General features: G+C 42.1%; 30 protein-coding genes. 24 read left to right on the top strand and 6 right to left on the bottom strand.

Annotated features, from left to right (window positions below; translation table 11 throughout):
• Nucleotides 1-190 precede the first annotated feature (190 nt).
• From C6W18_RS07150 to C6W18_RS07090, 13 genes are all read left to right on the top strand, one after another.
• Entirely contained in the window at nt 191-1,384 is a 1,194-nt protein-coding gene (locus C6W18_RS07150; protein ID WP_105926918.1) for an ornithine--oxo-acid transaminase, read from the top strand.
• Nucleotides 1,385-1,522: 138 nt separating this feature from the next.
• A complete protein-coding gene (locus C6W18_RS07145; protein ID WP_223251671.1) occupies nt 1,523-2,905 on the top strand; it encodes an amino acid permease in 1,383 nt (460 codons plus the stop codon).
• A 277-nt stretch (nt 2,906-3,182) separates the two neighbouring features.
• Nucleotides 3,183-4,220, top strand: a complete 1,038-nt coding sequence (locus C6W18_RS07140) for a sugar-binding transcriptional regulator (protein WP_105926914.1) — start codon at nt 3,183-3,185, stop codon at nt 4,218-4,220.
• 33 nt (nt 4,221-4,253) lie between these two features.
• Complete coding sequence (gap, locus tag C6W18_RS07135; protein ID WP_105926912.1) at nt 4,254-5,261, top strand: type I glyceraldehyde-3-phosphate dehydrogenase; 1,008 nt, start codon at nt 4,254-4,256, stop codon at nt 5,259-5,261.
• 213 nt (nt 5,262-5,474) lie between these two features.
• Nucleotides 5,475-6,659: a phosphoglycerate kinase gene (locus C6W18_RS07130; RefSeq protein WP_105926910.1), complete on the top strand. Its 1,185-nt coding sequence runs from the start codon at nt 5,475-5,477 to the stop codon at nt 6,657-6,659.
• A 29-nt stretch (nt 6,660-6,688) separates the two neighbouring features.
• Complete coding sequence (tpiA, locus tag C6W18_RS07125; protein ID WP_105926908.1) at nt 6,689-7,450, top strand: triose-phosphate isomerase; 762 nt, start codon at nt 6,689-6,691, stop codon at nt 7,448-7,450.
• Complete coding sequence (gpmI, locus tag C6W18_RS07120; RefSeq protein ID WP_034316723.1) at nt 7,443-8,978, top strand: 2,3-bisphosphoglycerate-independent phosphoglycerate mutase; 1,536 nt, start codon at nt 7,443-7,445, stop codon at nt 8,976-8,978. Before tpiA ends, gpmI begins: the two co-directional genes overlap by 8 nt.
• A gap of 30 nt (nt 8,979-9,008) precedes the next feature.
• Nucleotides 9,009-10,301, top strand: a complete 1,293-nt coding sequence (gene eno / locus C6W18_RS07115; RefSeq protein WP_003212752.1) for a phosphopyruvate hydratase — start codon at nt 9,009-9,011, stop codon at nt 10,299-10,301.
• 276 nt (nt 10,302-10,577) lie between these two features.
• On the top strand, nt 10,578-10,847 hold the full coding sequence (locus C6W18_RS07110) for a hypothetical protein (RefSeq protein WP_034316726.1): 270 nt from the start codon (nt 10,578-10,580) through the stop codon (nt 10,845-10,847).
• Between the two features lie 59 nt (nt 10,848-10,906).
• Nucleotides 10,907-11,674, top strand: coding sequence for an ATP-binding cassette domain-containing protein (locus C6W18_RS07105; RefSeq protein ID WP_034316728.1), 768 nt, complete (start codon nt 10,907-10,909; stop codon nt 11,672-11,674).
• Nucleotides 11,646-13,043, top strand: coding sequence for a hypothetical protein (locus tag C6W18_RS07100; RefSeq protein ID WP_105926906.1), 1,398 nt, complete (start codon nt 11,646-11,648; stop codon nt 13,041-13,043). The genes C6W18_RS07105 and C6W18_RS07100 overlap by 29 nt, the downstream gene beginning before the upstream one ends.
• Nucleotides 13,040-13,405, top strand: coding sequence for a zinc metalloprotease (locus C6W18_RS07095; protein ID WP_105926904.1), 366 nt, complete (start codon nt 13,040-13,042; stop codon nt 13,403-13,405). Before C6W18_RS07100 ends, C6W18_RS07095 begins: the two co-directional genes overlap by 4 nt.
• Nucleotides 13,406-13,687: a hypothetical protein gene (locus C6W18_RS07090; RefSeq protein WP_105926902.1), complete on the top strand. Its 282-nt coding sequence runs from the start codon at nt 13,406-13,408 to the stop codon at nt 13,685-13,687.
• Between the two features lie 21 nt (nt 13,688-13,708).
• Here C6W18_RS07090 and C6W18_RS07085 read toward each other — a convergent pair whose 3' ends face one another.
• Together C6W18_RS07085 and C6W18_RS07080 are read right to left on the bottom strand one after the other, a co-directional pair.
• Nucleotides 13,709-14,173, bottom strand: coding sequence for a GNAT family N-acetyltransferase (locus C6W18_RS07085; protein ID WP_105926900.1), 465 nt, complete (start codon nt 14,171-14,173; stop codon nt 13,709-13,711).
• 15 nt (nt 14,174-14,188) lie between these two features.
• Nucleotides 14,189-14,656, bottom strand: a complete 468-nt coding sequence (locus tag C6W18_RS07080; RefSeq protein ID WP_105926898.1) for a hypothetical protein — start codon at nt 14,654-14,656, stop codon at nt 14,189-14,191.
• Nucleotides 14,657-14,775: 119 nt separating this feature from the next.
• On the opposite strand from C6W18_RS07080, the gene C6W18_RS07075 reads away from it, so the two are divergent.
• Nucleotides 14,776-15,408 carry a MarC family protein gene (locus tag C6W18_RS07075; protein WP_105926896.1) on the top strand — a complete coding sequence of 211 codons (633 nt, stop codon included), beginning with the start codon at nt 14,776-14,778 and terminating at the stop codon, nt 15,406-15,408.
• A 54-nt stretch (nt 15,409-15,462) separates the two neighbouring features.
• Here the strand turns inward: C6W18_RS07075 and C6W18_RS07070 are convergent, their stop codons facing one another.
• Entirely contained in the window at nt 15,463-15,999 is a 537-nt protein-coding gene (locus tag C6W18_RS07070; protein WP_034317436.1) for a GbsR/MarR family transcriptional regulator, read from the bottom strand.
• Between the two features lie 269 nt (nt 16,000-16,268).
• On the opposite strand from C6W18_RS07070, the gene C6W18_RS07065 reads away from it, so the two are divergent.
• Genes C6W18_RS07065 through C6W18_RS07050 form a run of 4 tightly spaced genes read left to right on the top strand, consistent with a single transcriptional unit; the run spans nt 16,269 to nt 19,725 of the window.
• Nucleotides 16,269-17,414: a betaine/proline/choline family ABC transporter ATP-binding protein gene (locus tag C6W18_RS07065; protein WP_105926894.1), complete on the top strand. Its 1,146-nt coding sequence runs from the start codon at nt 16,269-16,271 to the stop codon at nt 17,412-17,414.
• A 12-nt stretch (nt 17,415-17,426) separates the two neighbouring features.
• The gene (locus C6W18_RS07060; protein WP_034316749.1) at nt 17,427-18,080 is read left to right on the top strand and encodes an ABC transporter permease; all 654 of its coding nucleotides are present in this window, start codon (nt 17,427-17,429) and stop codon (nt 18,078-18,080) included.
• Between the two features lie 13 nt (nt 18,081-18,093).
• Nucleotides 18,094-19,014: an osmoprotectant ABC transporter substrate-binding protein gene (locus C6W18_RS07055; RefSeq protein WP_034316751.1), complete on the top strand. Its 921-nt coding sequence runs from the start codon at nt 18,094-18,096 to the stop codon at nt 19,012-19,014.
• 21 nt (nt 19,015-19,035) lie between these two features.
• Nucleotides 19,036-19,725 (top strand): ABC transporter permease, encoded by a 690-nt coding sequence (locus tag C6W18_RS07050; RefSeq protein WP_034280931.1) that lies wholly within the window; start codon nt 19,036-19,038, stop codon nt 19,723-19,725.
• 80 nt (nt 19,726-19,805) lie between these two features.
• On the opposite strand, the gene catR is transcribed toward C6W18_RS07050, so the two are convergent.
• The 3 genes from catR to C6W18_RS07035 all read right to left on the bottom strand — a co-directional run bounded on the left by catR (nt 19,806) and on the right by C6W18_RS07035 (nt 21,144).
• Complete coding sequence (gene catR / locus C6W18_RS07045) at nt 19,806-20,126, bottom strand: catDE operon transcriptional regulator CatR (protein ID WP_034316754.1); 321 nt, start codon at nt 20,124-20,126, stop codon at nt 19,806-19,808.
• 81 nt (nt 20,127-20,207) lie between these two features.
• Nucleotides 20,208-20,609 carry a helix-turn-helix domain-containing protein gene (locus C6W18_RS07040; protein ID WP_034316756.1) on the bottom strand — a complete coding sequence of 134 codons (402 nt, stop codon included), beginning with the start codon at nt 20,607-20,609 and terminating at the stop codon, nt 20,208-20,210.
• 130 nt (nt 20,610-20,739) lie between these two features.
• Entirely contained in the window at nt 20,740-21,144 is a 405-nt protein-coding gene (locus tag C6W18_RS07035) for a helix-turn-helix domain-containing protein (RefSeq protein WP_105926889.1), read from the bottom strand.
• Nucleotides 21,145-21,298: 154 nt separating this feature from the next.
• Here C6W18_RS07035 and C6W18_RS07030 point away from each other — a divergent pair, with 154 nt between their 5' ends.
• The 6 genes from C6W18_RS07030 (at nt 21,299) to smpB (ending at nt 26,120) form a co-directional block, all read left to right on the top strand.
• Nucleotides 21,299-21,532 (top strand): helix-turn-helix domain-containing protein, encoded by a 234-nt coding sequence (locus tag C6W18_RS07030; protein ID WP_008347669.1) that lies wholly within the window; start codon nt 21,299-21,301, stop codon nt 21,530-21,532.
• 37 nt (nt 21,533-21,569) lie between these two features.
• Nucleotides 21,570-21,860 carry an AbrB/MazE/SpoVT family DNA-binding domain-containing protein gene (locus C6W18_RS07025; RefSeq protein WP_003213714.1) on the top strand — a complete coding sequence of 97 codons (291 nt, stop codon included), beginning with the start codon at nt 21,570-21,572 and terminating at the stop codon, nt 21,858-21,860.
• Nucleotides 21,861-22,045: 185 nt separating this feature from the next.
• Nucleotides 22,046-22,279 (top strand): preprotein translocase subunit SecG, encoded by a 234-nt coding sequence (gene secG, locus C6W18_RS07020; RefSeq protein WP_003212746.1) that lies wholly within the window; start codon nt 22,046-22,048, stop codon nt 22,277-22,279.
• Between the two features lie 124 nt (nt 22,280-22,403).
• On the top strand, nt 22,404-23,150 hold the full coding sequence (locus tag C6W18_RS07015) for an alpha/beta hydrolase (RefSeq protein WP_034316762.1): 747 nt from the start codon (nt 22,404-22,406) through the stop codon (nt 23,148-23,150).
• Nucleotides 23,151-23,169: 19 nt separating this feature from the next.
• Nucleotides 23,170-25,509 (top strand): ribonuclease R, encoded by a 2,340-nt coding sequence (rnr, locus tag C6W18_RS07010; RefSeq protein ID WP_034316765.1) that lies wholly within the window; start codon nt 23,170-23,172, stop codon nt 25,507-25,509.
• A 140-nt stretch (nt 25,510-25,649) separates the two neighbouring features.
• Entirely contained in the window at nt 25,650-26,120 is a 471-nt protein-coding gene (gene smpB, locus C6W18_RS07005) for an SsrA-binding protein SmpB (RefSeq protein WP_034316768.1), read from the top strand.
• The last annotated feature ends 4 nt before the right edge of the window (nt 26,121-26,124 follow it).

The raw sequence follows: 26,124 nt of genomic DNA, 5'->3' as shown, positions 1-26,124 counted from the left end.
TAACTCCATTTTACATGAAAAATTTTGCGGTTTCCTCTAAAAAATTCGGCATATGCAAAAATATTTTGCGTGAGAAATCTGATCAAACCTAATGATGAAGCGATCAGAAAGTTGGCACGATCCTTGCATAACATATGAGTGAAGATGAACCGAGTGAAAAGAAGCAAGCTTATAGAAGGAGGATCATACAATGACACAGACAAATGAATTGATTCAACAAACAGAGCAATACGGTGCGGCAAACTACCATCCGCTGCCAATTGTCATTTCAGAGGCTGAGGGAGTTTGGGTGACTGACCCTGAAGGCAATCGATACATGGATATGCTGAGTGCTTATTCCGCAGTGAACCAAGGACATCGCCATCCCCGCATTATTGATGCGCTCAAAAAACAGGCAGACCGCGTGACGCTCACCTCGAGAGCCTTTCATAATGATCAGCTTGGTCCTTGGTATGAGAAAATTTGCAAACTAACAAATAAAGACATGGCACTGCCGATGAATACAGGAGCGGAGGCTGTGGAGACGGCTGTAAAAGCAGCGAGACGCTGGGGATATGACGTCAAAGGAATCGAAGAGAATCGTGCGGAAATCATAGCTTGTGTCGGAAATTTTCATGGCCGAACGATGACGGCTGTGTCTCTTTCTTCTGAAGCAGAATATCAAAGAGGTTTCGGGCCGATGCTTCCGGGGATCAAGCTGATTTCTTACGGAGATATTGAGGCGTTACGTGAAGCCATTACGCCACAAACAGCGGCTTTTCTCATTGAGCCGATTCAAGGGGAAGCGGGCATTGTCATGCCGCCAGAGGGCTTCTTGAAAGAAGCGAAGGCGCTATGTGAAAAGGAAAATGTATTATTCATTGCAGATGAAATTCAAGTGGGATTAGCGCGGACAGGCAAGATGTTTGCCTGCGACTGGGAGGAAATTGAGCCTGATATGCTGATCCTCGGCAAAGCATTAGGTGGCGGCGTATTCCCGATCTCATGTGTCGTGGCAAACCGCGATATTTTAGGCGTATTTAACCCCGGGTCTCATGGGTCTACCTTTGGTGGAAATCCTCTTGCGTGTGCGGTGTCGCTTGCTGCACTGAATGTCTTAATCGACGAGAAGCTTGCAGAGCGTTCCATGGAGCTTGGCGAATACTTAAAAGACAAACTGTCACGTATTCAAAGCCCTATCATTCAGGAAGTACGCGGACGCGGGTTATTTATCGGTATGGAGCTGACAGAGGCAGCTAGACCCTATTGTGAGAAGCTCAAACAAGCAGGACTGTTATGTAAAGAAACCCATGAGACAGTCATCCGATTTGCACCGCCGCTTACCATTTCAAAAGAAGATTTAGACTGGGCGATCGGTCATATTGAAGCATTATTTCAAGCATAAATGTAAAAAGGGAGAAGCCTTCAAATTCTCCCTTTCTCTTTCAACGAGCGGCGAATTTTGTCAAAGGATGATGAATAGAAGAGTGAAAGTGGGGAAGCGGATTTGAAGCAAGATCAGCATAATGAACTAGAGCGTTCCATGAAAAGCAGACATCTCTTTATGATTGCCTTAGGCGGCGTCATCGGTACAGGTCTTTTCCTTGGGTCAGGACTCATTATCCACCAGGCAGGGCCCGGGGGAGCCATTCTTTCGTTTATCATTGGCGGACTATTAATGTATTTGGTGATGCTGTGTCTCGGTGAATTAGCAGTGGCAATGCCAACAGCCGGTTCCTTTCAAGAGTATGCGACCAAATATATTGGTCCGTCCACAGGCTTTATGATCGGCTGGCTTTATTGGTTTAGCTGGGCGTGTACGATTGGACTTGAGTTTACGTCGGCAGGTATTTTACTCCAAAGGTGGTTCCCAGATATCCCTGTTTGGCTTTGGTGCCTTGCATTTAGTGTAATTTTATTTGCCATTAATGCCATCTCAGCACGCAGCTTCGCTGAAACGGAGTTTTGGTTTTCGGCCATCAAGGTCGCTGCCATCTTATTGTTCATTATCATTGGAATTGGCGCAATTTTCGGAATGAATCTAAAAGATGGAGAACCAGCCCCTCTATTTCGTCATTTGACGGATCATGGCGGACTTTTTCCTAATGGTGTTTTTGCTATTTTATTAACCATGGTCACGGTCAATTTCTCCTTTCAAGGAACAGAGCTTGTAGGGATCGCAGCAGGAGAGAGTGAAAGCCCTGAAAAAACATTGCCTCGATCCATACGGAATATTATTTGGAGAACGATGGTCTTTTTCGTCTTATCCATTGCGGTTCTTGCCGCACTTCTTCCTTGGCAGACAGCAGGTTCTATTGATAGCCCGTTTGTTGTTGTGCTGGACAAGGTCGGCATACCATACGCCGCAGACATCATGAATTTTATTATCATCACAGCCGTCTTATCTGTAGCGAACTCTGGATTATACGCATCATCACGTATGCTTTGGGCACTTTCTAAAGATGGAAAAGGCCCTGCCTTTACGAAAAGGTTGTCCAAGCGTAAAATTCCAATCAACGCACTATTGGTAACAATGGGGGTATCGGCTCTATCTCTGCTCACAAGTGTTGTGGCACCAAAAACGGTCTATGTTTGGCTTATATCGATTTCTGGTATGGTCCTTGTGGTTGTCTGGATGTCGATTTGTTTATCTCAGTATTTCTTTAGAAGACACTTCACAAAAGAGGGCGGAGATGTAAAGGATCTCGTCTTCCGTACACCACTATATCCATTTGTGCCATTGGCAGGCTTTATCGCATTTGGCATCGTCCTCATCAGTTTATTCTTTATTGAGGATCAGCGAATTGGTCTTTATTGCGGTATTCCGTTCATGGCCGCCTGCTACATCATTTATTATCTCAAAATCAAACCGAAGGAAGATGCGAAACGGTTGGCCGAAGAGGAAGGGTCGATATCTAAAACATAAGCAGGCTGATGCATCAGCCTGCACCTTTTCAATGACAAATTCATTATATATAGGAGAAAAATAAATATTTTCATTGTAAGAACCTTGATGACAAGCAGGTTATCGGTGAAAATGTGTCTATTTTTTGTCTAAATGTGTTTGTAAGAGTTGAAAATGCAAGATTATCCTGTTAAAATAATTAAAGAAAGCAGGGATTGATTTTTTTTGGCTGTGGCGGGACGTTTTTTGTCACAGTGGGACGTTTTGAGTCCAACGTGAAAAGAAAGGGTCGTTAGCCATGAATCGTTTATTGGAAGCTCAAAAAAAATTATTGCCAGATCTTCTCATAGTGATGCAAAAACGCTACGACATTTTGCAGTACATCAGGTTAGCTGAACCAATTGGCCGCAGAAGTCTTGCGACGAGTCTTGGACTCAGTGAGCGCATCTTAAGGGCTGAAGTTCAGTTCTTAAAAGAACAAAACCTGCTGGATGTCAAAACGAGCGGTATGATGCTGACAAGTGAAGGTCATGCTTTGCTAGACATGCTAGAAGGAATGATGAAGGACGTTTTAGGTTTAACCTTTTTGGAAAATACATTAATGAGGAAGTTAGGCCTAGAAGAAGTGATCATCGTTTCTGGTAACAGTGACGAATCCCCGTGGGTGAAGCAAGAAATGGGAAGAGCTGCTGTCCAATGTATGAAAAAAAGGTTTACTGGAAATAATATCGTCGCCGTCACTGGCGGAACGACGATGGAAGCCGTTGCCGAAATGATGACCCCTGATACCAAAAATCGCGACATGATGTTTGTCCCTGCGAGAGGCGGTCTTGGGGAAAATGTAAAAAATCAGGCAAATACCATTTGTGCCCACATGGCTGAAAAAGCTTCCGGTACTTACAAGCTGCTGTTTGTTCCAGGACAGCTATCAGAAGGTGCTTACTCTTCAATTATCGAAGAGCCATCAGTCAAAGAAGTGCTTCAAACGATTAAATCATCTACGATGCTCATTCATGGAATCGGTGAAGCAAAAACAATGGCGATGAGACGAAACACACCATCTGATGATTTAAAAAAGATTGATGAGCATGACGCAGTGACCGAGGCCTTTGGCTATTACTTTAATCGTGATGGTGAGGTCGTACACAAAGTTCACTCCGTCGGCATGCAGCTAGATGATCTAGAAAGCATTCCACATATCATTGCTGTTGCAGGTGGATCATCAAAGGCAGGGGCCATTGAAGCTTATTTCAAAAAACCCCGCCGAACGGTTCTTGTCACAGACGAAGGAGCCGCAAAAGAGTTATTAAGGGAGTCAATTGATCCCTCAATATAAAACATTCTGTTACCTATAAAAGGAGGAAACATCATGGCAGTAAAAGTCGGTATTAACGGATTTGGACGTATTGGACGTAACGTATTTCGTGCAGCATTAAACAATCCTGAAGTTGAGGTAGTAGCGGTTAACGATCTAACAGACGCTAACATGCTTGCACACCTTTTACAATATGACTCTGTTCACGGAAAACTCGATGCAAAGGTTTCTGTAGACGGTACAAACTTAGTAGTGAACGGTAAAACAATCGAAGTATCAGCTGAGCGTGACCCTGCAAAATTAAGCTGGGGTAAACAAGGCGTAGAAATCGTTGTTGAATCTACTGGGTTCTTCACTAAACGTGCAGACGCTGCAAAACACTTAGAAGCTGGCGCTAAAAAAGTCATCATCTCTGCTCCTGCTAACGAAGAAGATATCACAATCGTTATGGGTGTAAACGAAGACAAATATGATGCAGCTAGCCACGATGTTATCTCTAATGCATCTTGTACGACTAACTGCTTAGCTCCATTTGCAAAAGTACTTAACGATAAATTTGGTATCAAACGCGGTATGATGACAACTGTTCACTCATACACAAACGACCAGCAAATTCTTGATCTTCCGCACAAAGACTATCGTCGTGCTCGTGCAGCTGCGGAAAACATCATCCCAACTTCTACAGGTGCTGCGAAAGCCGTTTCACTTGTATTGCCTGAACTAAAAGGTAAATTGAACGGTGGCGCAATGCGTGTTCCAACACCTAACGTTTCTTTAGTTGATCTTGTTGCTGAATTAAACCAAGATGTAACAGCTGAAGACGTAAATGCAGCACTTAAAGAAGCAGCTGAAGGAGAACTTAACGGAATTCTTGGCTACAGCGAAGAGCCATTAGTATCTGGTGACTACAATGGTAATGCAAACTCTTCTACAATTGATGCTCTTTCTACAATGGTCATGGAAGGCAGCATGGTGAAAGTCATCTCTTGGTACGATAACGAGAGTGGATATTCTCACCGCGTAGTTGATCTTGCAGCTTACATTGCAAAACAAGGTCTTTAATTTCTCACGCTGAAGGAACTCACTTGGTTCTTTCCTAGAGACACGATATAATGAAGACGGACAAGGGAAGGGGAAGCATCCCTTTCCCTTTTTCTCTGCTTTTATCCGTTCTGCACGATTTCTCGTTTTGATGAGGGCAAAATGGGAAAAGGATAAAGAGAGACTTGTCCAATGCGTAAGGAAACCAGAATAAAGGAGGATCTCCTGACGAGCATGAATAAAAAATCAGTAAAAGACATTGACGTAAAAGGTAAAGTTGTGTTCTGCCGCGTAGATTTTAACGTTCCAATGAAAGACGGAAAAGTGACGGATGATACTCGTATTCGCGCAGCATTACCAACGATTGAGTATTTAACAGGACAAGGCGCAAAGGTACTGCTAGCTAGTCATTTGGGTCGTCCGAAGGGTCAAGTTACTGAAGAACTGCGTTTGACTCCTGTGGCTAAGCGTCTGCAAGAGCTTCTTGGACAAGAAGTGAAAAAAGCGGATGAAGCTTACGGCGAAAACGTGAAAAAGCAAATCTCTGACTTAAAAGAAGGAGACGTGCTAGTGCTTGAAAACGTTCGTTTCTATCCTGGTGAAGAAAAGAACGATCCTGAATTATCAAAAGCGTTTGCTGATTTAGCGGATGTGTATGTCAATGATGCATTTGGTGCTGCACACCGTGCACATGCATCGACAGCTGGTATTGCAGCATATCTTCCGGCTGTTTCGGGCTTCCTCATGCAAAAAGAGCTTGAGGTTTTAGGAAAGGCAGTTTCCAACCCTGATCGCCCATTTACAGCGATTATCGGTGGCGCAAAAGTAAAGGATAAAATCGGTGTTATTGAAAGTCTTCTTGATAAAGTGGACAACCTGATCATCGGTGGTGGACTTGCTTATACATTTGTGAAAGCACTCGGCCACGAAGTAGGGAAATCTCTATTAGAAGAAGACAAAGTAGATTTAGCGAAATCCTTTATGGACCGTGCAAAAGAAAAAGGCGTGAACTTCCTGATTCCAACAGATGTTCTAGTAGCCGACGACTTTTCAAATGATGCGAATACAAGCATTGTGCCAATCTCTGAAATTCCAAGTGATCTAGAAGCACTTGATATTGGGACAGAGACAAGAGACAAGTATGCTGACGTCATTAAAAACAGCAAACTTGTTGTCTGGAACGGACCAATGGGTGTATTTGAAATCGATGCATTCGCCGAAGGAACAAAAGCAATTGCAGAAGCACTGGCAGAAGCAAAAGATACATATTCTGTCATTGGCGGTGGAGATTCAGCAGCAGCTGTTGAGAAATTTGGTCTTGCCGATCAGATGAGCCATATTTCGACAGGCGGCGGCGCTTCACTTGAGTTCATGGAAGGCAAAGAACTTCCAGGTGTTACTGCATTAAACGATAAATAAGACAAAACTGCTATAAGGAAGTGTCAATCATGAGAAAACCAATTATAGCTGGGAACTGGAAAATGAACAAAACACTTGGCGAAGCGGTTAGCTTCGTTGAAGAAGTGAAATCATCTATTCCATCTCCTGACAAAGTGGAATCCATTGTCTGTGCGCCAGCACTTTTCCTAGAAAAGCTAAACAGCCTTTCAAACGGAACAGACCTTAAAATTGGTGCGCAAAATATGCACTTTGAAGAAAACGGTGCATTCACTGGTGAAATCAGCCCTGCTGCTCTAACAGACCTTGGCATCGGCTACTCAGTGATTGGACATTCAGAGCGCCGCGAATTCTTCGCTGAAACAGATGAAACAGTGAACAAAAAAGCACATGCAGCATTCAAGCATGGCATCGTTCCAATTATCTGTGTAGGTGAAACGCTTGAAGAGCGTGAAGCCGGCAAAACAAATGAACTTGTCGCTGATCAAGTGAAGAAAGCACTAGCTGGTTTAACGAAGCAGCAAGTGGCTGAATCTGTGATTGCGTATGAGCCAATTTGGGCCATCGGTACAGGGAAATCTTCTACAGCGAAAGATGCAAACGATGTTTGTGCACACATCCGCCAAACCGTTGCAAGTGAATTTGGTCAAGAAGCGGCAGACAGCCTTCGCATTCAATATGGCGGAAGCGTGAAGCCGGCGAATATTAAAGAATATATGGCAGAATCCGATATTGACGGTGCTTTGGTAGGTGGCGCAAGCCTAGAACCTCAGTCTTTCGTTCAATTATTGGAGGAAGGTCAATATGAGTAAGAAACCAGCTGCATTAATCATCTTAGACGGGTTCGGTTTAAGAGGCGAAACAGTCGGAAACGCTGTTGCACAAGCGAAGAAACCGAACTTTGACCGCTACTGGAACGAATTCCCGCATCAAACCTTAACGGCTTCAGGTGAGGCAGTAGGTCTCCCGCAAGGTCAAATGGGGAACTCTGAAGTTGGGCATTTGAACATCGGTGCAGGACGCATTGTATATCAAAGCTTAACAAGAGTGAATGTTGCCATTCGTGATGGGGAATTTGAGAAAAATGAAACGTTCCTAGAGGCAATGACATATGCAAAAGAGAATGACAAGGCCCTTCACTTATTTGGTCTATTGTCAGATGGCGGAGTGCACAGTCACATCCAGCATCTATTTGCACTGCTGAAACTAGCGAAAAAAGAAGGCTTAACAAAAGTATACATTCATGGCTTCTTGGACGGACGTGATGTTGGTCAGAAGACAGCCAAAGTGTACTTAAAACAGCTTGAAGAACAAATCAAAGAAATTGGTGTCGGTGAAATTGCAACACTCTCTGGACGCTACTACTCAATGGACCGTGACAAACGCTGGGATCGTGTGGAAAAAGCTTATCGCGCGATGGCGTATGGTGAAGGCCCAAGTTATCAAAACATTTATGATGTCGTTGATGACTCATATGAAAATGGAATCTACGATGAATTCGTTATTCCATCTGTCATAACAAGAGAAAATGGTGAACCTGTTGCAAAAGTAAACGACGGCGACTCTGTGATTTTCTATAACTTCCGTCCAGACCGTGCAATCCAAATTTCGAACACATTCACAAATGAAGATTTCCGCTCATTTGACCGCGGAGAAGCACATCCGAAGCATTTACACTTCGTCTGCTTCACACACTTCAGTGAAACGGTTGATGGCTATGTGGCCTTCAAACCAGTGAATTTGGATAACACAGTAGGAGAAGTAATTTCTCAAAATGGATTGAAACAGCTGCGAATTGCTGAAACAGAGAAATATCCTCATGTCACGTTCTTTATGAGTGGTGGACGTGAAGAAGAATTTCCTGGTGAAGACCGCATCTTGATCAAATCACCAAATGTGGCAACCTATGACCTAAAGCCGGAAATGAGCGCTTATGAGGTAAAGGATGCACTTGTTGAAGACATCAATGCCGACAAGCATGATGCGATCATTCTGAACTTTGCTAACCCGGATATGGTTGGACATTCAGGAATGCTCGAGCCAACAATTAAAGCCATTGAAGCAGTAGATGAGTGCTTAGGAGCTGTAGTCGACGCAATCCTAGCTAAAGGCGGACATGCCATCATCACGGCAGACCACGGTAACGCAGACGTGCTAATTACCGAAGAAGGAAAGCCACATACTGCACATACGACAAACCCTGTTCCAGTAATCGTGACGAAAAAAGGTGCGACACTTAGAGAAGGCGGCATTTTAGCCGATCTATCTCCAACGCTTTTAGACTTACTTGGTCTTGAAAAACCAAAAGAGATGACAGGAACATCATTGATTCAAAAATAACAAAATTGATTCAAAAGGAGAGAAATAACGATGCCATACATTGTTGACGTATACGCACGCGAAGTATTAGACTCTCGCGGTAATCCAACAGTTGAAGTAGAAGTTTACACAGAATCTGGCGGCTTTGGCCGTGCATTAGTTCCAAGTGGTGCTTCTACTGGTGAATATGAAGCAGTAGAACTACGTGACGGAGATAAAGACCGTTACCTTGGTAAAGGTGTTCTGACAGCTGTAAACAACGTAAACGAAATCATTGCACCAGAGCTTTTAGGCTTTGATGTAACAGAACAAGTAGCGATTGACAAAATGTTAATCGAACTTGATGGAACAGAAAACAAAGGGAAATTAGGCGCAAACGCAATCCTTGGCGTATCTATTGCTGTAGCACGTGCGGCTGCTGATTTCTTACAAATTCCACTTTACCAATACCTTGGTGGATTCAACTCCAAAACGCTTCCAGTGCCAATGATGAACATCGTCAATGGCGGAGAGCATGCGGATAACAACGTAGACATTCAAGAATTCATGATTATGCCTGTAGGTGCGCCGAACTTCCGTGAAGCACTTCGTATGGGCGCACAAATCTTCCATAGCCTGAAATCTGTTTTAAGCGCAAAAGGCTTAAACACAGCTGTAGGTGACGAAGGTGGATTTGCTCCAAACCTTGGTTCTAACGAAGAAGCACTTCAAACAATCGTAGAAGCGATTGAAAAAGCTGGCTTCAAACCAGGTGAAGAAGTGAAACTTGCAATGGATGCTGCATCTTCTGAGTTCTATAACAAAGAAGACGGTAAATATCATTTATCAGGCGAAGGTGTTGTAAAAACATCTGCTGAAATGGTTGACTGGTATGAAGATATGGTTTCGAAATACCCAATCATCTCAATCGAAGACGGCCTTGATGAAAACGACTGGGAAGGTCATAAACTATTAACTGAGCGCCTTGGCAGCAAGGTTCAGCTAGTAGGAGACGACTTATTCGTAACAAATACGAAGAAGCTTTCTGAAGGTATCAAAAATGGTGTCGGTAACTCAATCCTAATCAAAGTAAACCAAATCGGTACATTGACTGAAACATTTGATGCAATCGAAATGGCAAAACGCGCAGGATACACAGCTGTGATCTCTCACCGTTCTGGTGAAACAGAAGACAGCACAATTGCGGACATCGCAGTTGCAACCAACGCTGGACAAATCAAAACAGGTGCTCCGTCTCGTACGGACCGTGTGGCGAAATACAACCAATTACTTCGCATCGAAGATCAATTGGCTGAAACAGCACAATACCACGGCATTGCAACATTCTATAACTTGAATAAATAATGTCAGCAACGCGCTGCGTGCCCCTCTTTCATGAGAGCGGGCCGCAGCGTTTTTTTATGTTGATGCAGATCACAAGCTGGCTTCTTCTAGTCAGCTTTGTTTCATTTGTCACATCCTATTTTTGTAAAAAATCATCCTTCTGTCAGAGATGAAGTCAGGAGGACCCCAATTTATAAGAAATAGATCATGAAAACTCTACTAAAAATATGAGCTGAAATGAACTTATGCTTTCTGTAAGGGGATGGTATCATTTTACATATATTAGGGGGTGATGAGATGCTGAATCCTTTTAGCCTTCGTTTTCCAGTAGGTGTGTATATGTATGTACTTCATCTATTGGCGGCCTATGATGAAAGGAAGCAACGAATTCTGACTTCTAAGAACGTACAGAAAAATGCATTTTGGATTTATGTCCTTGCCGCTATTTTAGGCATTGTGACAGTTGCAGCATTGATTTGGGCATGCAGAACATTTGGAAAAGGCTCTAAATTTTTAGGAGAGTTTAAGTTTTTAGGCATGTACATTAAAATCAAATGCGGTTTCTAACAGATGATGAGAACAGATGCAATGTCATCTGTTCTATCTGAAACAAACGGAGGAACATGATGCTGACATTACAATTAAAAGAAAAAACGTATAGCCGCACCTTCTCTCTCCGCAATATTCAGATGAATGTGGAGAAAGGACGTATGATGCTTCTTTTGGGGCATAATGGTGCGGGAAAAACAACGATGATCCAATCCATGTTTGGGCTGACGCCATTTACAGGGCACGTATCCTTAAATGGTGAACAGATGAACTTCCATTCCTCCGCTCATATATCCCTTTTAAAAAAACATGTTTCCTATATTCCTGACGACCATGCTTTGTTCGATTATTTAACGCCGAGAGAATATTTTCATTTACTTCAGCTGCCAAATGAGCAAGATGTCGCGCGAGAAGAGACATTCATCGATCTTTTTGAGCTGAGTCCGTATATGGATCAGCCAATCGCTCAGCTGTCCCATGGCAATCAAAAGAAAACTCAGATCATTTCACAGCTCCTCAGGCCTTGTGATTATTATGTGTTCGACGAGCCAACGAATGGACTTGATCCAGATATGATGATCATCTTAAGAAAGGTGCTCATGAAGCTGAGAGATCAAGGTGCTGGTATCCTCATTTCAACCCATCATTTGAGCTTTGGTGAGACATTGTATGATCACCTCATGATCTTAAGAAATGGTGACATAAAGCTGGATATGTCTCGTCAAGAAACAAGTCAGACATTTCCTCATCAGGCACTTGAGGACATTTATAAAGAAGTGAATCGAGATTACTATATGCAGGTGGAGAGGTTACTCAATGATTTGGACACGACACGTTCTTCATAAAATAGAATGGGGTATGCTGGCAACGAAAGGAAAGCAGCTCGGTAAAAAGTATCCTTTACAGCTTCTCACAGCAGCCGCTTTTTTCTTGTTGATGTATGCCATGTACGTCGTTATGAGCCTGCGCTTTTTCATGCAGACAGAGGATAGCGAGCCAACTGCTTTATACCTCCAGTTTATCAAAATGTCACTCTTACTTTTGAGTGCAGGCATTGTCTTTTCCCGCAATAAAATGAAGCGTCAGGAATATCAATTCTTTTTTCTGAACAGTGCGATGCAGAGTGTGTCTTTTGTCATTTGTGTATATGCTCTTCCGATGCTGTTTTGTTTTATCATGCTTGGCCTGCTTTTTTTACCAATCGTATTAGGGCTTCTCATTAGCGGCGTGACACTGTCCATCTATTGGGTCATGATTGTATCAATCACATGCTGTGTATTGGCTCTGTATGCCCTTGCTTCTTGGATGATGGTTCGAATAGGTGTGAGTCATGTCGTATCAAAAACAAAAGAGCATTTGCTGCTGCAAACGATCGGGTTTTTGACGCTCAACGTTTTGGTGTTTCTTCTTTTTCAAAAAGCGGTTGAGATCATCCACGTATGGCCGTCTGTCTATCTCGTGTTTCTTGTGATCTTACTATGTGCGGGATGGCTATGGCTGAAGGGCTTGGCGGCTTGTTATGTCAATCGGATGTTTTTGCAACTGAAAGTAGAAGTGAAGTCGTTTTCTTACCAAAAAATCAGAACGCATTCTTCATTTTTGACTCATTTGCGGCAGGAGTTTGTTTATTTTAGCCGATCAGCTGTTTTTAAAGAACAGGGCATTTTGTTTCTATTTCTTGTTTGCATGACGGTGGGACTGCCATTTGTTTTTTCTCCGGCAGAAACTGGCTGGCTTTATGCCTTTATTGTGCAGTTTGCGCTAAAGGAGATATTGGTGATGCTTCCGCTGATGATCGGCAGGGAATATCATTTGAATCAGCGAGCCATCTTTATGTTCGATACATCTAAAGGCACTTATTTATCGTCGAGAATGTTATTTTATTACGCAATTAATTTGCTGACATACTTTGTGTATATTGGGTTAGCTTATTTGGTGACAGGTATTGAAAGTGAAGGTCATGGTCTGGCGAGTTTGTCTATTTTATTGATCACAGTGATGGCTGCATGTGTAGGGTTTGTCGTGAAAATTAATGAGTTTAATAAGCTGTTTGTGATCCTGATGATGATTGCTGTATTCAGCTTTATAGATATGCTTTTATTAGAGTGGCTTTCAGCAGATTTCCATCTTCTCGCAGTGGCCTATCTGATTGGATCGCTCGCATTCTTCAGCTGTATATATGCTGTCATGTTAAAGAGGCCAGTGTTGCGATGATGGAGCTTTTGATTAGTTTGATAGCGGTTGTGCTCGTTCATGAACTCGGTCACATGCTAATGGTCATGGTGTGTAACAAAATCGAAAATAGACCACTTTTTGATTTTGTGGTGATGGTAGATTGGAAGCACATGTCGGTCGTTCATGAAAAATTTGCCCGGCCGAGCTTCAATCTGATGGTGGCACTTGCAGGTCCATTGTTTCCTGTGATCTGCTCGGGTGTGCTTTTTTTCATGTGGAAGCATCCTTTGAGTCATCCATTGCTGTTTTTTTCTTTACTGAACACTGTGATGCTGCATCCATCTTGCCCAGACGGGAAAAATGTGACTGCCAGCTTAAAAGAGATGAAAGGAGAGAAATAGATGATCAAAGTATTTCATTCTTTTTCTAGTGGCTTAACGCTCGCGATGCTGTATGTATTCGCTGTGTTTATGACCCCAGTATTTTTACTGCTGCTAGAGGTTAATCATGTTGAATCAAGTCCGACTGTGTTTGGCATGCCATTTTATATCATGAAAATCGAAAAGTATCAATTCAGCTCAGAGGCGACCCTTTTTGGATGCGCGGTCTGCTTTCTAGCTGGCGCTGCACTCTATTTTTTGATTCAATATGTGATTCATGTCGTAAAAAAGCGCAGATCATAAAAAAGCAGGCTGAACAAGAAATCAGTCTGCTTGAAAAGCGAGCGAAAGCCGCACCATATCCATACACTGAATACCATTTTCATAGATCGGTTCATCATAATGCTTAAGAAAGAAATTGTGATCAATGGATGTTAGGCGAAAGCCACATTTTTGATAAAGTGCCAGCTGGTGAATGCTAGAGTTTCCTGTGCCGATTTCAATCGTGTGAAAACCGGCCGCTTTGGCTTCAGCAATGGCATGATGAATCAGCTGTTTCCCAATTCCCTTTCCTTGCCATGACTCCTTCACAGCGACATTCATAATCTCAACCGTGTGCTGAGATCGTGATGAAAGAACATAGACACCGATCATGTCCTGTTCATGAAAGGCGACATAACAAGAGCCGGATTGTACATAGGCAAGAACCTTTTCCTTTGAAGGGTCAGCTAATAGTAAAAGATCCATAGGTAAAGATTGGTGACGAGACAATGGCTGAATCTGTATCACTTCATGTCATCCTCTCTATTCCTTAATATACCCTTGTTTCACACCCCAATCGTATTGATCCTGCACCCACTGAGAGGGCGGATGATGTGTGACATTCGGGTCTTTTTTGACTTTAGGTGTTCTCGTCGTTTGAGAAGCTGACTGCTTATTCGCTTGAGCAGTTGCTTTCGCTGTTGCCAGCTCTTTTTGAAGCTGATTGATTTCTACCTCAAGAGCTTTACGCTGTTTGACTTCTTTTTGATAGGCCTCCTTTTTTTCCTTCAGCTTTTTTGTGACTGTGGACAATTTCTTTTTTTGATCATCGATTTCATGCTTCATATCCGTTCCTTCTGACTTTAACTTCACCAGCAGCTGATCGTTCGTTTTGGTTTCTTGCTGATGTTTTTCTTCTGCTACGGTGATGGTCTGCTGCTGCCAAACAATCCAGCCAGCTGCGCCTAAAATAGCGACAGACAGAAGGATGATGGTGATTGTTTTCTTCATGTGTTATTCCCCTTTCTCTAAACCTCTATTAACATCGGTTACAGCCAATCAGGTTTTAACATATCAAGGGAATATTCACATCAGTTTGGCAGACACTATGAAAAAAAGGAGGGTGTCTGTTGATTTCCTTTATGATTCATGTCGTTGTGTCGCTATTTGCTGTGTCGAACCCAATTGGAAACGTGCCTCTTTTCATCACCTTAACAGAAGGCTATACAGAAAAAGAACGCTCTCAAACGGCCAAAAAAGCCATTGTTGTATCTTTTATTATTTTGGTTGCCTTTCTACTGGCAGGCAGGATCATTTTCAAGTTGTTTGGGATCGATATTCATGCACTCCGCATCGCCGGAGGTATTTTTATTTTTGGTATCGCTTACAATTTACTGAATGCAAAAGAGTCACATGTTCAAAACCCTCATTCGGACGAAAAGGCAGAAAGCATAGAGAAGGCAGATGTCTCCGTTACTCCGCTCGCGATCCCAATCATTGCAGGCCCCGGTACAATCGCCACAGTGATGAGTTTAACCCCAGGAAGTGAGGCAGGGCTTCATATTCTTGCGATCCTTTTGGGTATTGTGATCGTTCTTGCCATGACGTATTATGCCTTTCATTATTCAAGTTTCATTATGCGAAAAATGGGGAAAACAGAGATGAACGTCGTGACGCGATTGATGGGTTTGATTCTTGCTGTAGTGGCAGTAGAGATGATTGGCGCAGGCTTAAAAGGGATGTTTCCAATGTTTATGTCATAAGTGTATATAAAAAAGCTGTTTTTTTCTACAATGAAGTAAAATAAAACAGCTTTTTTAAGGTTTTGGCACATGCTTAAACACTTCTTCACTTTCGAAGAATTCAATTAAGCGGCTAATCCAATCATAGTAATCAAGACTTTCCTTAATTTCTGAAAGAAGCAGATTGATTTTATCCTCTGTCTCTTCCGGTAAATCATCCTGTTCAAGCAGCTCCAGCAATTCCTTACACGTTTTTTTATGTGCCTTACGATTTTTGCTGACAACTCGTGACCAATTGGCTGAAAACAATGAAATAAACGTCTGGTAGTGATCTTGTTCAACGTCATACAGATCTTTACGTATCCCTTTTTCATAAACCTTTTCTGCAATATTCAAATCGAGCATCTCTCGAACGACTTGACTCATTCTCGTTTTGCTCATACCGGTCGCCTCTGATAGCTCTCCCAGTGTCATTGGTTTACGGTTCATGTGAATGATACCAAGCACTCTACCCACTGTAGAAGAAAGACCAAAGGCATTCATGTTCTCGGCAGCTTTTTCAATATAATGATCCTGTGCTTTTTGAATGGCGCCTAACGCTAGCTTGTCCACTCCCCGCTTCATCCCTTCATGACTGACAATTTGTAACACAATATATCATATACCTGTTTGTTAATGAAAACAATAAATATTGAGTATTTGCTAGTAATTTGAAGGAAAAAGGAGGGATCTCTACATATCAGCCCGTTAACTGAAAATTTTTAATAAATGTTATGCAATACAAACATATCGTAAACTTTTTATTTTATAAAGTTTGCACTATAATTAATAAGGTGTAAATTTTCTGAAAATATATATCCGACTAATTGGAGGTGTCTCATTTGCTGAAACTAGAGAATGTATCTAAGACGTATAGAGGCGGAAAGAAAGCTGTCAAACATATTGATTTAGAAATAGCAAAAGGAGAATTTGTTTGTTTTATTGGACCGAGTGGCTGTGGCAAAACGACAACGATGAAGATGATCAATCGACTCATTGAACCTTCCTCAGGAAACATTCTGATCGAGGGACAAAACATTATGAAGAAGGACCCTGTCCAATTAAGAAGAGAAATTGGTTATGTGATTCAGCAAATTGGACTTTTCCCTCATATGACCATCGCACAAAACATTTCACTTGTTCCGAAGCTATTAAAATGGCCGGAAGAAAAACGAAAAGAACGAGCGCGAGAACTGCTCAAGCTAGTCGACATGGGGCCGGAGTATCTAGAACGTTACCCGCATGAACTAAGTGGAGGACAGCAGCAGCGAATTGGCGTTCTTCGCGCACTAGCAGCGGAACCCCCTCTTATCCTCATGGATGAACCATTTGGTGCACTTGATCCAATTACACGAGATTCACTGCAAGAAGAATTTAAGAAACTACAAAAAACATTAAATAAAACAATCGTATTCGTCACACATGACATGGATGAAGCGATCAAACTCGCTGACCGAATTGTGATTTTAAAAGATGGGGAGATTGTCCAAGTAGGCACGCCAGATGATATTTTGCGTAACCCTGCCAATGAGTTCGTAGAAGAGTTCATCGGGAAAGAACGTCTGCTTCAATCAAATCCAAACATGGAACGTGTAGAACAGATGATGAACACATCGCCAGTGACAATTACAGTCGAACAAACGTTGACTGATGCCATTTACATCATGAGAGAAAAGCGGGTCGATTCTTTGCTTGTTGTGGATGAAAATCATGTGTTAAAAGGTTATATCGATATCGAAACGATCGATGCGAACCGTAGAAAAGCAGCCTTCGTTGGTGAGATCTTAAATACAGAGTTCTATACAGTACAAGAAGGTGCACTTCTAAGAGACACCGTCCGGAAGATTTTAATACGTGGCATTAAATATGTACCGGTTGTGGATGCAGAGGGGCATTTAAAAGGCATTGTGACACGTGCAAGTCTTGTTGATGTTGTGTACGACTCCATTTGGGGAGAAGATACACCGGCTGTCACTGAAATGAACTAAGGAGGTGTACACATGGATCAAATCATCGATTTTCTAGAGAAAAATGGTGGGGAACTCCTCATAAAAATGTGGGAGCATTTATATATTTCTTTAATTGCCGTCGTACTAGGCATTATTGTCGCCGTTCCTTTAGGCGTGATACTCACACGAATGAAAAAAGGCGCAGGTTTTGTCATCGGTGTCGTGAATATCTTTCAAACACTCCCTAGTTTAGCGATTCTTGCATTTTTTATTCCTATTTTGGGGGTAGGGAAAATACCTGCGATCGTTGCTCTATTCTTCTATTCCGTTTTGCCTATTTTGAGAAATACGTATGCTGGAGTTCAAGGTGTGAACAAAAACTTGCTTGAATCTGGTAAAGGGATCGGCATGACGACATGGGAACAAATTCGTCTTGTTGAACTCCCGCTTGCCGTGCCGATTATTATGGCGGGTGTTAGGACGTCAACGATTTACTTAATTGGCTGGACAACACTTGCTGCTTTTATCGGTGGAGGCGGTCTTGGTGACTATATTTTAATTGGACTTCAATTATACCAGCCGGAATACATTATTGCTGGTGCCATTCCAGTCACCATTTTAGCGGTCATCATCGATCTTACATTGATGAGGCTTGAGAAAAAAGTAACACCAGACGGCTTAAAAGGATTGAAGGAAGTTTCATAAGGAGTTGGCTCATGTGAAGAAGAATCGAAAAACAAAATGGATCAGTGCGCTGCTTGCTGGCTGCTTGCTATTGATTAGTGGCTGTTCACTTCCTGGACTAGCCAGCTCCTCAGGGGGCACGCTGAGAATTGGCGCGCAAAACTTTACCGAATCAGAAATCATGGCCTATATGGTTGGGGATATCATTGAGCATTACACAGATAAGAAGACAACCATTGTAAAAAATCTTGGCTCCAATACCGTACAGCAAAAGGCGATGGAAAATGGTGATGTCGACATTTCTGCTACAAGATATACAGGCACGGATTTGACAAGTACGCTCGGAATGGAGGCGGAAAAAGATCCGAAGCGTGCGATGGACATCGTCCAGAAAGAATTCAAAAAACGCTACGATTACAAATGGTTTGATTCCTATGGATTTGATAATACGTATGCCTTTGCCGTGACGCAAAAGATGGCAAAGGAAAACAATTTAGAAACGGTCTCTGATTTGAAAAAGAATGCGAAAAATTACCGTTTCGGTGTCGATAATATTTGGCTCAAAAAGAAAGGCGACGGCTACGAAGGTTTTGTGAAAACATACGGAATCGAATTTGGAAACACATTCCCGATGCAAATTGGTTTAGTCTATGATGCATTGAAAAATGAAAAAATGGATATTGTGCTTGCCTATTCAACAGATGGACGAATCAAAGCTTATAATCTCAAAATCTTAAAAGATGACAAACGATTCTTCCCGCCATATGATGCATCGCCAGTTGTCCCGGAGAAGGTATTAAAAGAAAATCCAGGGCTGGAGAAGGTGATCAACAGGCTGATTGGAAAAATCGATACAGAACAAATGCAAGAGCTTAACTATCAAGTCGACGGGGAGCTTCAAGAACCAGCAACCGTTGCGAAGAATTTCCTGAAAAAACACAATTACTTTGAGTAAGATTGGGAGGTGTCAGGGCTGATGGACACACTGCAGCAATTATGGACGTATTATCAGCAGAACGGTTCATATGTGTTAGAAGAATTTTATCGGCATTTTCTCATGTCAGCGTATGGGGTGTTGTTTGCGGCGATTGTCGGAATTCCAGTAGGCATCTTTGTGGCACATTATCGCAAGCTGAGCAATTGGGTGTTCGCCATTACAAATGTCATTCAAACCATACCAGCGTTAGCGATGCTTTCAGTGTTGATGCTTGTATTAGGACTTGGCGCAAATACAGTGATTCTATCACTTTTTCTATATTCGCTTCTGCCTATCATCCGAAACACATACACAGGGATTGTCAGCATTGAACACGCCTATTTAGAATCGGGTAAAGCAATGGGCATGACGAAATGGCAAGTGCTGAGAATGGTTGAATTACCGCTTGCTTTATCGGTGATTATGGCTGGTTTAAGAACCGCACTGGTCATCGCAATCGGCATTACAGCGATTGGGACATTCGTTGGTGCGGGAGGACTTGGTGATATCATCATCAGAGGATCAAACGCCACAAACGGAACAGCCATCATTTTAGCAGGTGCTATTCCAACTGCGCTCATGGCCATTATTGCCGACCTTGTCATGGGCTGGCTTGAACGCTATTTAAGCCCAACAAACAAGAAAAAAGAGAGAAAAGCGTTAGCTGAAAAAAACATCACATCTGCTTAAACGGTTGAATAGACAAAACCTCCCTTACATCTGTAAGGGAGGCTGTTTTATGATCATCAGGCGGCTCACATGGAGAAATTTTATGATTCAAGTGTGATCCATTCAGTGGACCACTTTGAAATTTCCTCAAAAACGGGTGCAAGTGAACGTCCCATATCTGTTAATGAATACTCTATACGTACGGGTGTTTCAGCAAAAACCTCCCGTTTTACAATGCCTGCTGCCTCTAGCTCTTTTAATCTCTCAGATAATACTCTTCCGCTTAAATTTGTCAGAGCCGCCTCAATTTCACTAAAGCGCTGCTGACCTGAGAGAAGCTGAAAAACAATCAGTGCAACCCAACGTTTACTTAATAACTCAACTGCTTTTTCAAACCGCGGGCACATGTCAGATTGATTCATCTTTCTTCACTCCAATCTGATCCCATTATACCGTAATTCTGTCATAAATCAGCGCAAAAAGCTTGTCTATGATCAAAACATTTATGATGATGAACGGCTGTTTAACATAAACAACAGATAGCGGTTTAGATCCTCTATTTCTTTTTTAGAAAGGGTAGACCATATGTTTCCATCAAATATTTCGAGATCACCAAGTTCATATTGCTCTGCGGCTTCCTTCATTTTGGATAAAGCCATTTCCTCTTCCTTTATCAGATGGACAGGAGATGCTTCTTCAATATAACCAGCTGCCTGCATCATTTCCTCATAAGGTACCTTTAATGCACCTGCTAGTTTCTTAATCGTAGGAGGTTTGGGAATGCCGCGTTTCCCGTTTTCAATTCGAGAAATACCGGCAGCGCTGACCTCTGAATACATGGCTAATTGGTTCACTGATAGCTTCTTTTTTTCACGCAATGCTCTTAAATATGCACCAAAGTTCATCAACTCAAAACCTCACATGGTTAAAGATTAGGTCATTCTATTTTACCTGATTTGTTGACTATTGGCAACAAGTATACCATGAAAATATTGACATTAGTTAATGGTAGATGTATCTTATGTTTATGCCCCGCTATTTGTTCGCCTTTTTTTGGTTGATGAGTGTGAGAAAGTATTCATTCAGCTGGCTGATGTCTTGTGCAGTGAGCGTTTCCCATTGGTCTCCATCAAAAATGGGGAGATGTTCTACATCCTTTTGAAGCGCCGTCTGATAGATTTTCAACATGGACTCATATTTAGGTTTCATTTCATGAACTTTTTCCTGTTCAATATGACCGGCAAGCAGCATTAAATCCTCATAAGGCACCTTCAAGGCGTGTGCTAATTTTTTTATGGTTAAAGGCTTGGGCACACCGCGCTTCCCATTTTCAATACGAGAAATACCAGCAGCGCTTACACCCGAATACATGGCGAGTTGATTGACAGACATTTTTCTATTTTCTCTTAAAATGCGTAATTGTTCACCAAAGTGATTCATGACATCGAACCTCACATTTCAGTATATGACTTATTTTAGTATGATCATTGACCAAAGGAAATAGCAGAGGCGCAAAAGTGTTGACATAAGTTAATGGATCTGTTTGTTGTGAGAGCCCTACATTCTGTACATATTGATCCTATAGGAGGTTGTAATGATGGTCGAAAAGATTCAGATCAGGCGAGCTTTTGTCATGCAGTATATGATCGAAAACGATATGTCTTTAAATCAGCTCGCAGATGAAATTGGCATCTCTCCTGCCACACTCAGCAGGGTATTAAATGGTCACAGGAAACCAGGACAGCTGGTCATTGGCAAAATGATTCATTACTTTGATAAAAAATTTGAAGATCTATTTTACTATGAAGATGTTGACAAAAGTCAATGAATGGAATCATCATATCATTATGAAGGAGGTAATGGCCTTGAAAAGAACTGGGATGGTCAGACACATTGATTCTCTTGGCAGAATTGTGCTGCCTTCAGAAATGCGAAAGGTACTCAATATCAAAGAAGAGCAGCTTTTAGAAATTTTCATAGAAGATCAAACCATCATGCTGAAAAAATATGATGCAGATAAGAGCTGCCTCTTAACTGGACAAGTAACGAAATACAACAAAAGCTATGGAAATGGCAAAGTGATGCTGAGTCCTGAAGGGGCTGAACGTTTGTTAGTAGAATTAAAACAGCTATTAAAAGAAGAAGCAACTCGTTAAAATGGTTTTTTAACTCAAAATCGCATATAAAAAATGCTGCATGTAACCCATTTGAACGAAATTGAATCAAAATAACAAATAAAGTCGACAATATATAGGAAATCTTTATTTTGATGTTTCGTGACATGCACCTTGTTTTCATGTAAAATAAAGTTATGTGTACCAGTTTGTCTGGAGGTGTTTTCATGCACGCATTTGTTATTACATTACTCGTAATTGTCAGTATCGCACTTATCATCGTTGTATTATTACAATCAAGTAAAAGTGCTGGACTGTCAGGCGCTATTTCAGGTGGAGCCGAGCAACTTTTCGGTAAGCAAAAAGCGAGAGGCCTTGACTTGATTCTTCACCGATTAACGGTTATTTTGTCAGTGCTGTTCTTCATCTTAACACTTGCATTGGCATATTTAGGCGTGTAAGGCGCGAGTAACAGAAGGTCTGAACTTTTTTCAGACCTTTTTTTATTATCAGCACTCTTTTGTGTTTGTTTCATACATACAAGTGGAAAATATAAACCATAACAGAAGGAAAGGAAGTCACATCATGAAAGTTGTTACACCAAAACCATTTACGTTTAAAGGTGGAGAAAAGGCGGTGCTTCTTCTTCACGGTTTTACTGGGAATACAGCAGATGTTCGAATGCTTGGCCGTTACCTGAATGAAAGAGGTTATACATGCCATGCACCTCAATACAAAGGACACGGTGTGCCGCCAGAAGAGCTTGTCCATACAGGTCCGATAGATTGGTGGAAAGATGTAGAAGAAGGCTATCAATTTTTAAAAGATGAGGGCTATGAGGAGATTGCTGTTTGCGGACTATCCCTCGGAGGAGTTTTTTCATTGAAATTAGGTTACACTGTACCTGTAAAGGGAATTGTACCTATGTGTGCACCTATGTACATAAAAAGTGAAGAAGTCATGTACCAGGGTGTACTAGATTATGCCCGTAACTATAAAAAATTCGAGGGTAAGTCAGAGGACCAAATTGAACAGGAAATGGAAGAGTTCAAGAAAACACCAATGGGTACGCTCAAGGGCCTGCAAGAGCTGATTGCAGATGTAAGAAACAATGTTGACATGATTTATTCACCTACTTTTGTTGTTCAGGCACGTCATGATCATATGATTAATACAGACAGTGCAAATATCATTTATAACGAAGTAGAGACAGATCAAAAACAGTTGAAATGGTATGAAGAATCAGGCCATGTCATCACGCTTGATAAAGAGCGGGAGAAGGTTCATCAGGATGTATATGCATTCTTAGAATCACTTGATTGGTCAATTTAAATATATAGGGGGTTAGAGTGTGCAAAAAGAAGAATTTATGGATGAATTACTCGCGTTTATGCAAGAAGAGGCGTACAAACCATTAACAGTACAAGAATTAGAAGTCATGATGGAGATTACAAATCCGGATGATTATAAAGAGCTCATTAAAGCACTTGTGATATTAGAGGACCAGGGGCTTATCGTCCGTACCCGCAGTGATCGCTACGGTGTACCGGAAAAAATGAATTTGGTGAAAGGAAAGCTTTCCGCTCATGCGAAAGGATTTGCCTTTGTGACACCTGAAGAGTTTGGACAGGATGATATTTTCATTCCGCCAACAGAGCTTGGAACAGCGATGAATGGTGATACGGTCATGGTTCGTGTCAGCCATAAATCCAATGGCACCAAAAAAGAAGGGACAGTCATCCGAATTCTGGAGCGTAATATTCAGTCGGTTGTCGGTACCTATACAGAAACAAAAAGCTTTGGTTTTGTCATTCCTGATGATAAAAAGATCACACACGATATCTTTATCCCGAAATCCGCCAAAAACGGAGCGGTAGAAGGGCATAAGGTCGTTGTGACGCTGACAAGCTATCCGGAAGGAAGAATGAGTGCAGAGGGCGAAGTGACTGAAATTTTAGGTCATAAAAATGACCCAGGCATTGATATTCTGTCGATCATTCATAAACACGGCCTGCCAGGTGAGTTCCCAGAAGAGGCGCTCCAGCAGGCGGTAGACACACCCGAAACAATCGATGAAAAAGATCTGGAAGGTAGACGTGATCTGCGCAACGAAACAATTGTGACAATTGACGGTGCAGATGCGAAGGACTTAGATGATGCAGTCACTGTGCAAAAGCTGGATGATGGTAAATATAAGCTAGGGGTGCATATTGCAGACGTCTCCCATTATGTCACTGAAAATTCCCCGATTGATCAAGAAGCATATGAGCGCGGGACGAGTGTGTATCTTGTAGACCGCGTGATTCCGATGATTCCACATCGTCTATCAAACGGCATTTGTTCATTAAATCCGAAGGTCGATCGTCTCACACTGTCTTGTGAAATGGTCATTGATCGAGATGGGAAGGTCGTCAAACACGAAATTTTCCAAAGTGTGATCAAAACGACAGAGAGAATGACGTATTCAGATGTGAACAAGATTTTAGTGGACCAAGATGAAGAGCTCATAGACAAATACGAGCCGCTTGTTCCGATGTTCCAAGAGATGGAGAAGCTTGCAGAAATCCTTCGTGACAAGCGGATGGATCGTGGGGCTGTAGACTTTGACTTCAAGGAAGCGAAAGTGCTTGTTGATGATGAAGGAGCGGCAAAGGATGTTATCATTCGAGAGCGTTCAGTCGCTGAGAAATTAATTGAAGAATTCATGCTTGTCGCAAACGAGACGGTCGCAGAGCACTTCCACTGGATGAATGTACCGTTCATTTACCGAATTCACGAAGAACCAAATCCTGAGAAGCTTCAGCGCTTTTTAGAGTTCGTCACGACTTTTGGTTACATTGTGAAAGGAACGTCGACGAACATTCACCCGCGTGCACTTCAAAGTGTGCTGGATGCCGTCCGAGATCAGCCAGAAGAAGTAGTGATTCAAACCGTCATGCTTCGTTCTATGAAACAGGCAAAGTATGATCCAGAAAGCATCGGGCATTTTGGGTTATCAACGGAATTCTATACGCACTTCACATCACCGATCCGCCGTTATCCTGATTTAATCGTGCATAGACTGATCAGAACCTATTTGATTCAGAAAAAGACAGATGAAGCAACCCTTGAAAAATGGGGACAGCTGCTGCCAGAAATAGCAGATCATGCGTCAACGATGGAGCGCCGGTCAGTCGATGCAGAGCGTGAAACAGATGACCTGAAAAAGGCAGAGTTTATGCTTGATAAAATCGGCGAAGAATTTGATGGCATGATTAGTTCCGTCACGAATTTTGGACTATTCGTTGAACTGCCGAATACGATAGAAGGTCTCGTCCATGTCAGCTACATGACAGACGACTACTATCGCTTTGATGAACAGCATTTTGCCATGATCGGTGAGCGGACAGGAAATGTATATCGCATCGGTGACGAAATCACTGTCAAAGTGGTGAATGTTAATAAAGATGAGCATTCCATTGATTTTGAAATTGTCGGGATGAAAGGCACTCGTCGTAAATTGCCAAAAGATTTCAAGTTCAAAAAACGGACAGATCCACCAGGAAAAAAAGGGAGCGTGGGTCAGAAGGCGTCTGGAGATAAGGCAAAAGACGATAAAGGCGGCGACTGGTTCACAGGTCGAAAAAAGAAGAAAAAGAAAAAACGCGTATTTGATAACGCACCGAAACAAAAGCGGAAAAAGAAAAAGTAACGTGCTAAAAAAGCAAATAGGGCATCACGCTCTATTTGCTTTTTGACCACATGGCGTCAGCATTGTCGAAAGCTGGATTGTTTGATAAAATAATCCGTACGATTTGGATCGTGTTTGTGTCAAAAGGAGGGTGTACGCCAATGCCAAAGGGAGAGGGAAAGGTTGTTTCCCAAAACAAAAAAGCAAATCATGACTATTTTATAGAAGAAACATTTGAAGCCGGCCTTGTGTTACAAGGAACTGAAATCAAATCAATTCGTGCAGGAAAAGTGAATTTAAAAGATTCTTTCGCCAAAATCGAACGAGGAGAAGTGTTTCTTCACAACATGCACGTGAGCCCATACGAGCAGGGGAACCGTTATAACCATGACCCGCTTAGAACAAGGAAGCTGCTGCTTCATCGCAAGCAAATCAGCAAATTGATTGGTGCCACAAAAGAAGAGGGCTACTCACTTGTTCCTATTAAATTATATTTGAAGAATGGCTTTGCTAAAGTGCTGATCGGAATCGGTAAAGGGAAAAAGAAATACGATAAACGTGAAGATCTGAAGAAAAAAGATGCAAAACGTGAAATCGACCGTGCCTTCCGTGATCGACAAAAGCAATTCTAGTCCG

This window comes from Bacillus sp. LLTC93, assembly GCF_002993125.1.
Taxonomy (GTDB): Bacteria; Bacillota; Bacilli; order Bacillales; family Bacillaceae; genus Bacillus; species Bacillus zhangzhouensis.
This window is presented reverse-complemented; position numbering and strand designations above follow the sequence as displayed.

Bases quoted from the DNA above. Each gene is read 5' to 3' on its own strand.
- C6W18_RS07030 (WP_008347669.1), top strand. From the start codon at position 21,299: ATGATGGTCGAAAAGATTCAGATCAGGCGAGCTTTTGTCATGCAGTAT.
- C6W18_RS07035 (WP_105926889.1), bottom strand. From the start codon at position 21,144: ATGAATCACTTTGGTGAACAATTACGCATTTTAAGAGAAAATAGAAAA.
- C6W18_RS07090 (WP_105926902.1), top strand. From the start codon at position 13,406: ATGATCAAAGTATTTCATTCTTTTTCTAGTGGCTTAACGCTCGCGATG.
- C6W18_RS07050 (WP_034280931.1), top strand. From the start codon at position 19,036: ATGGACACACTGCAGCAATTATGGACGTATTATCAGCAGAACGGTTCA.
- C6W18_RS07095 (WP_105926904.1), top strand. From the start codon at position 13,040: ATGATGGAGCTTTTGATTAGTTTGATAGCGGTTGTGCTCGTTCATGAA.
- C6W18_RS07145 (WP_223251671.1), top strand. From the start codon at position 1,523: ATGAAAAGCAGACATCTCTTTATGATTGCCTTAGGCGGCGTCATCGGT.
- C6W18_RS07110 (WP_034316726.1), top strand. From the start codon at position 10,578: ATGCTGAATCCTTTTAGCCTTCGTTTTCCAGTAGGTGTGTATATGTAT.
- gpmI (WP_034316723.1), top strand. From the start codon at position 7,443: ATGAGTAAGAAACCAGCTGCATTAATCATCTTAGACGGGTTCGGTTTA.
- C6W18_RS07080 (WP_105926898.1), bottom strand. From the start codon at position 14,656: ATGAAGAAAACAATCACCATCATCCTTCTGTCTGTCGCTATTTTAGGC.
- C6W18_RS07130 (WP_105926910.1), top strand. From the start codon at position 5,475: ATGAATAAAAAATCAGTAAAAGACATTGACGTAAAAGGTAAAGTTGTG.
- catR (WP_034316754.1), bottom strand. From the start codon at position 20,126: ATGAATCAATCTGACATGTGCCCGCGGTTTGAAAAAGCAGTTGAGTTA.
- secG (WP_003212746.1), top strand. From the start codon at position 22,046: ATGCACGCATTTGTTATTACATTACTCGTAATTGTCAGTATCGCACTT.
- C6W18_RS07015 (WP_034316762.1), top strand. From the start codon at position 22,404: ATGAAAGTTGTTACACCAAAACCATTTACGTTTAAAGGTGGAGAAAAG.
- smpB (WP_034316768.1), top strand. From the start codon at position 25,650: ATGCCAAAGGGAGAGGGAAAGGTTGTTTCCCAAAACAAAAAAGCAAAT.
- gap (WP_105926912.1), top strand. From the start codon at position 4,254: ATGGCAGTAAAAGTCGGTATTAACGGATTTGGACGTATTGGACGTAAC.
- C6W18_RS07140 (WP_105926914.1), top strand. From the start codon at position 3,183: ATGAATCGTTTATTGGAAGCTCAAAAAAAATTATTGCCAGATCTTCTC.
- C6W18_RS07105 (WP_034316728.1), top strand. From the start codon at position 10,907: ATGCTGACATTACAATTAAAAGAAAAAACGTATAGCCGCACCTTCTCT.
- C6W18_RS07150 (WP_105926918.1), top strand. From the start codon at position 191: ATGACACAGACAAATGAATTGATTCAACAAACAGAGCAATACGGTGCG.
- C6W18_RS07060 (WP_034316749.1), top strand. From the start codon at position 17,427: ATGGATCAAATCATCGATTTTCTAGAGAAAAATGGTGGGGAACTCCTC.
- eno (WP_003212752.1), top strand. From the start codon at position 9,009: ATGCCATACATTGTTGACGTATACGCACGCGAAGTATTAGACTCTCGC.
- C6W18_RS07040 (WP_034316756.1), bottom strand. From the start codon at position 20,609: ATGAACTTTGGTGCATATTTAAGAGCATTGCGTGAAAAAAAGAAGCTA.
- C6W18_RS07100 (WP_105926906.1), top strand. From the start codon at position 11,646: ATGATTTGGACACGACACGTTCTTCATAAAATAGAATGGGGTATGCTG.
- tpiA (WP_105926908.1), top strand. From the start codon at position 6,689: ATGAGAAAACCAATTATAGCTGGGAACTGGAAAATGAACAAAACACTT.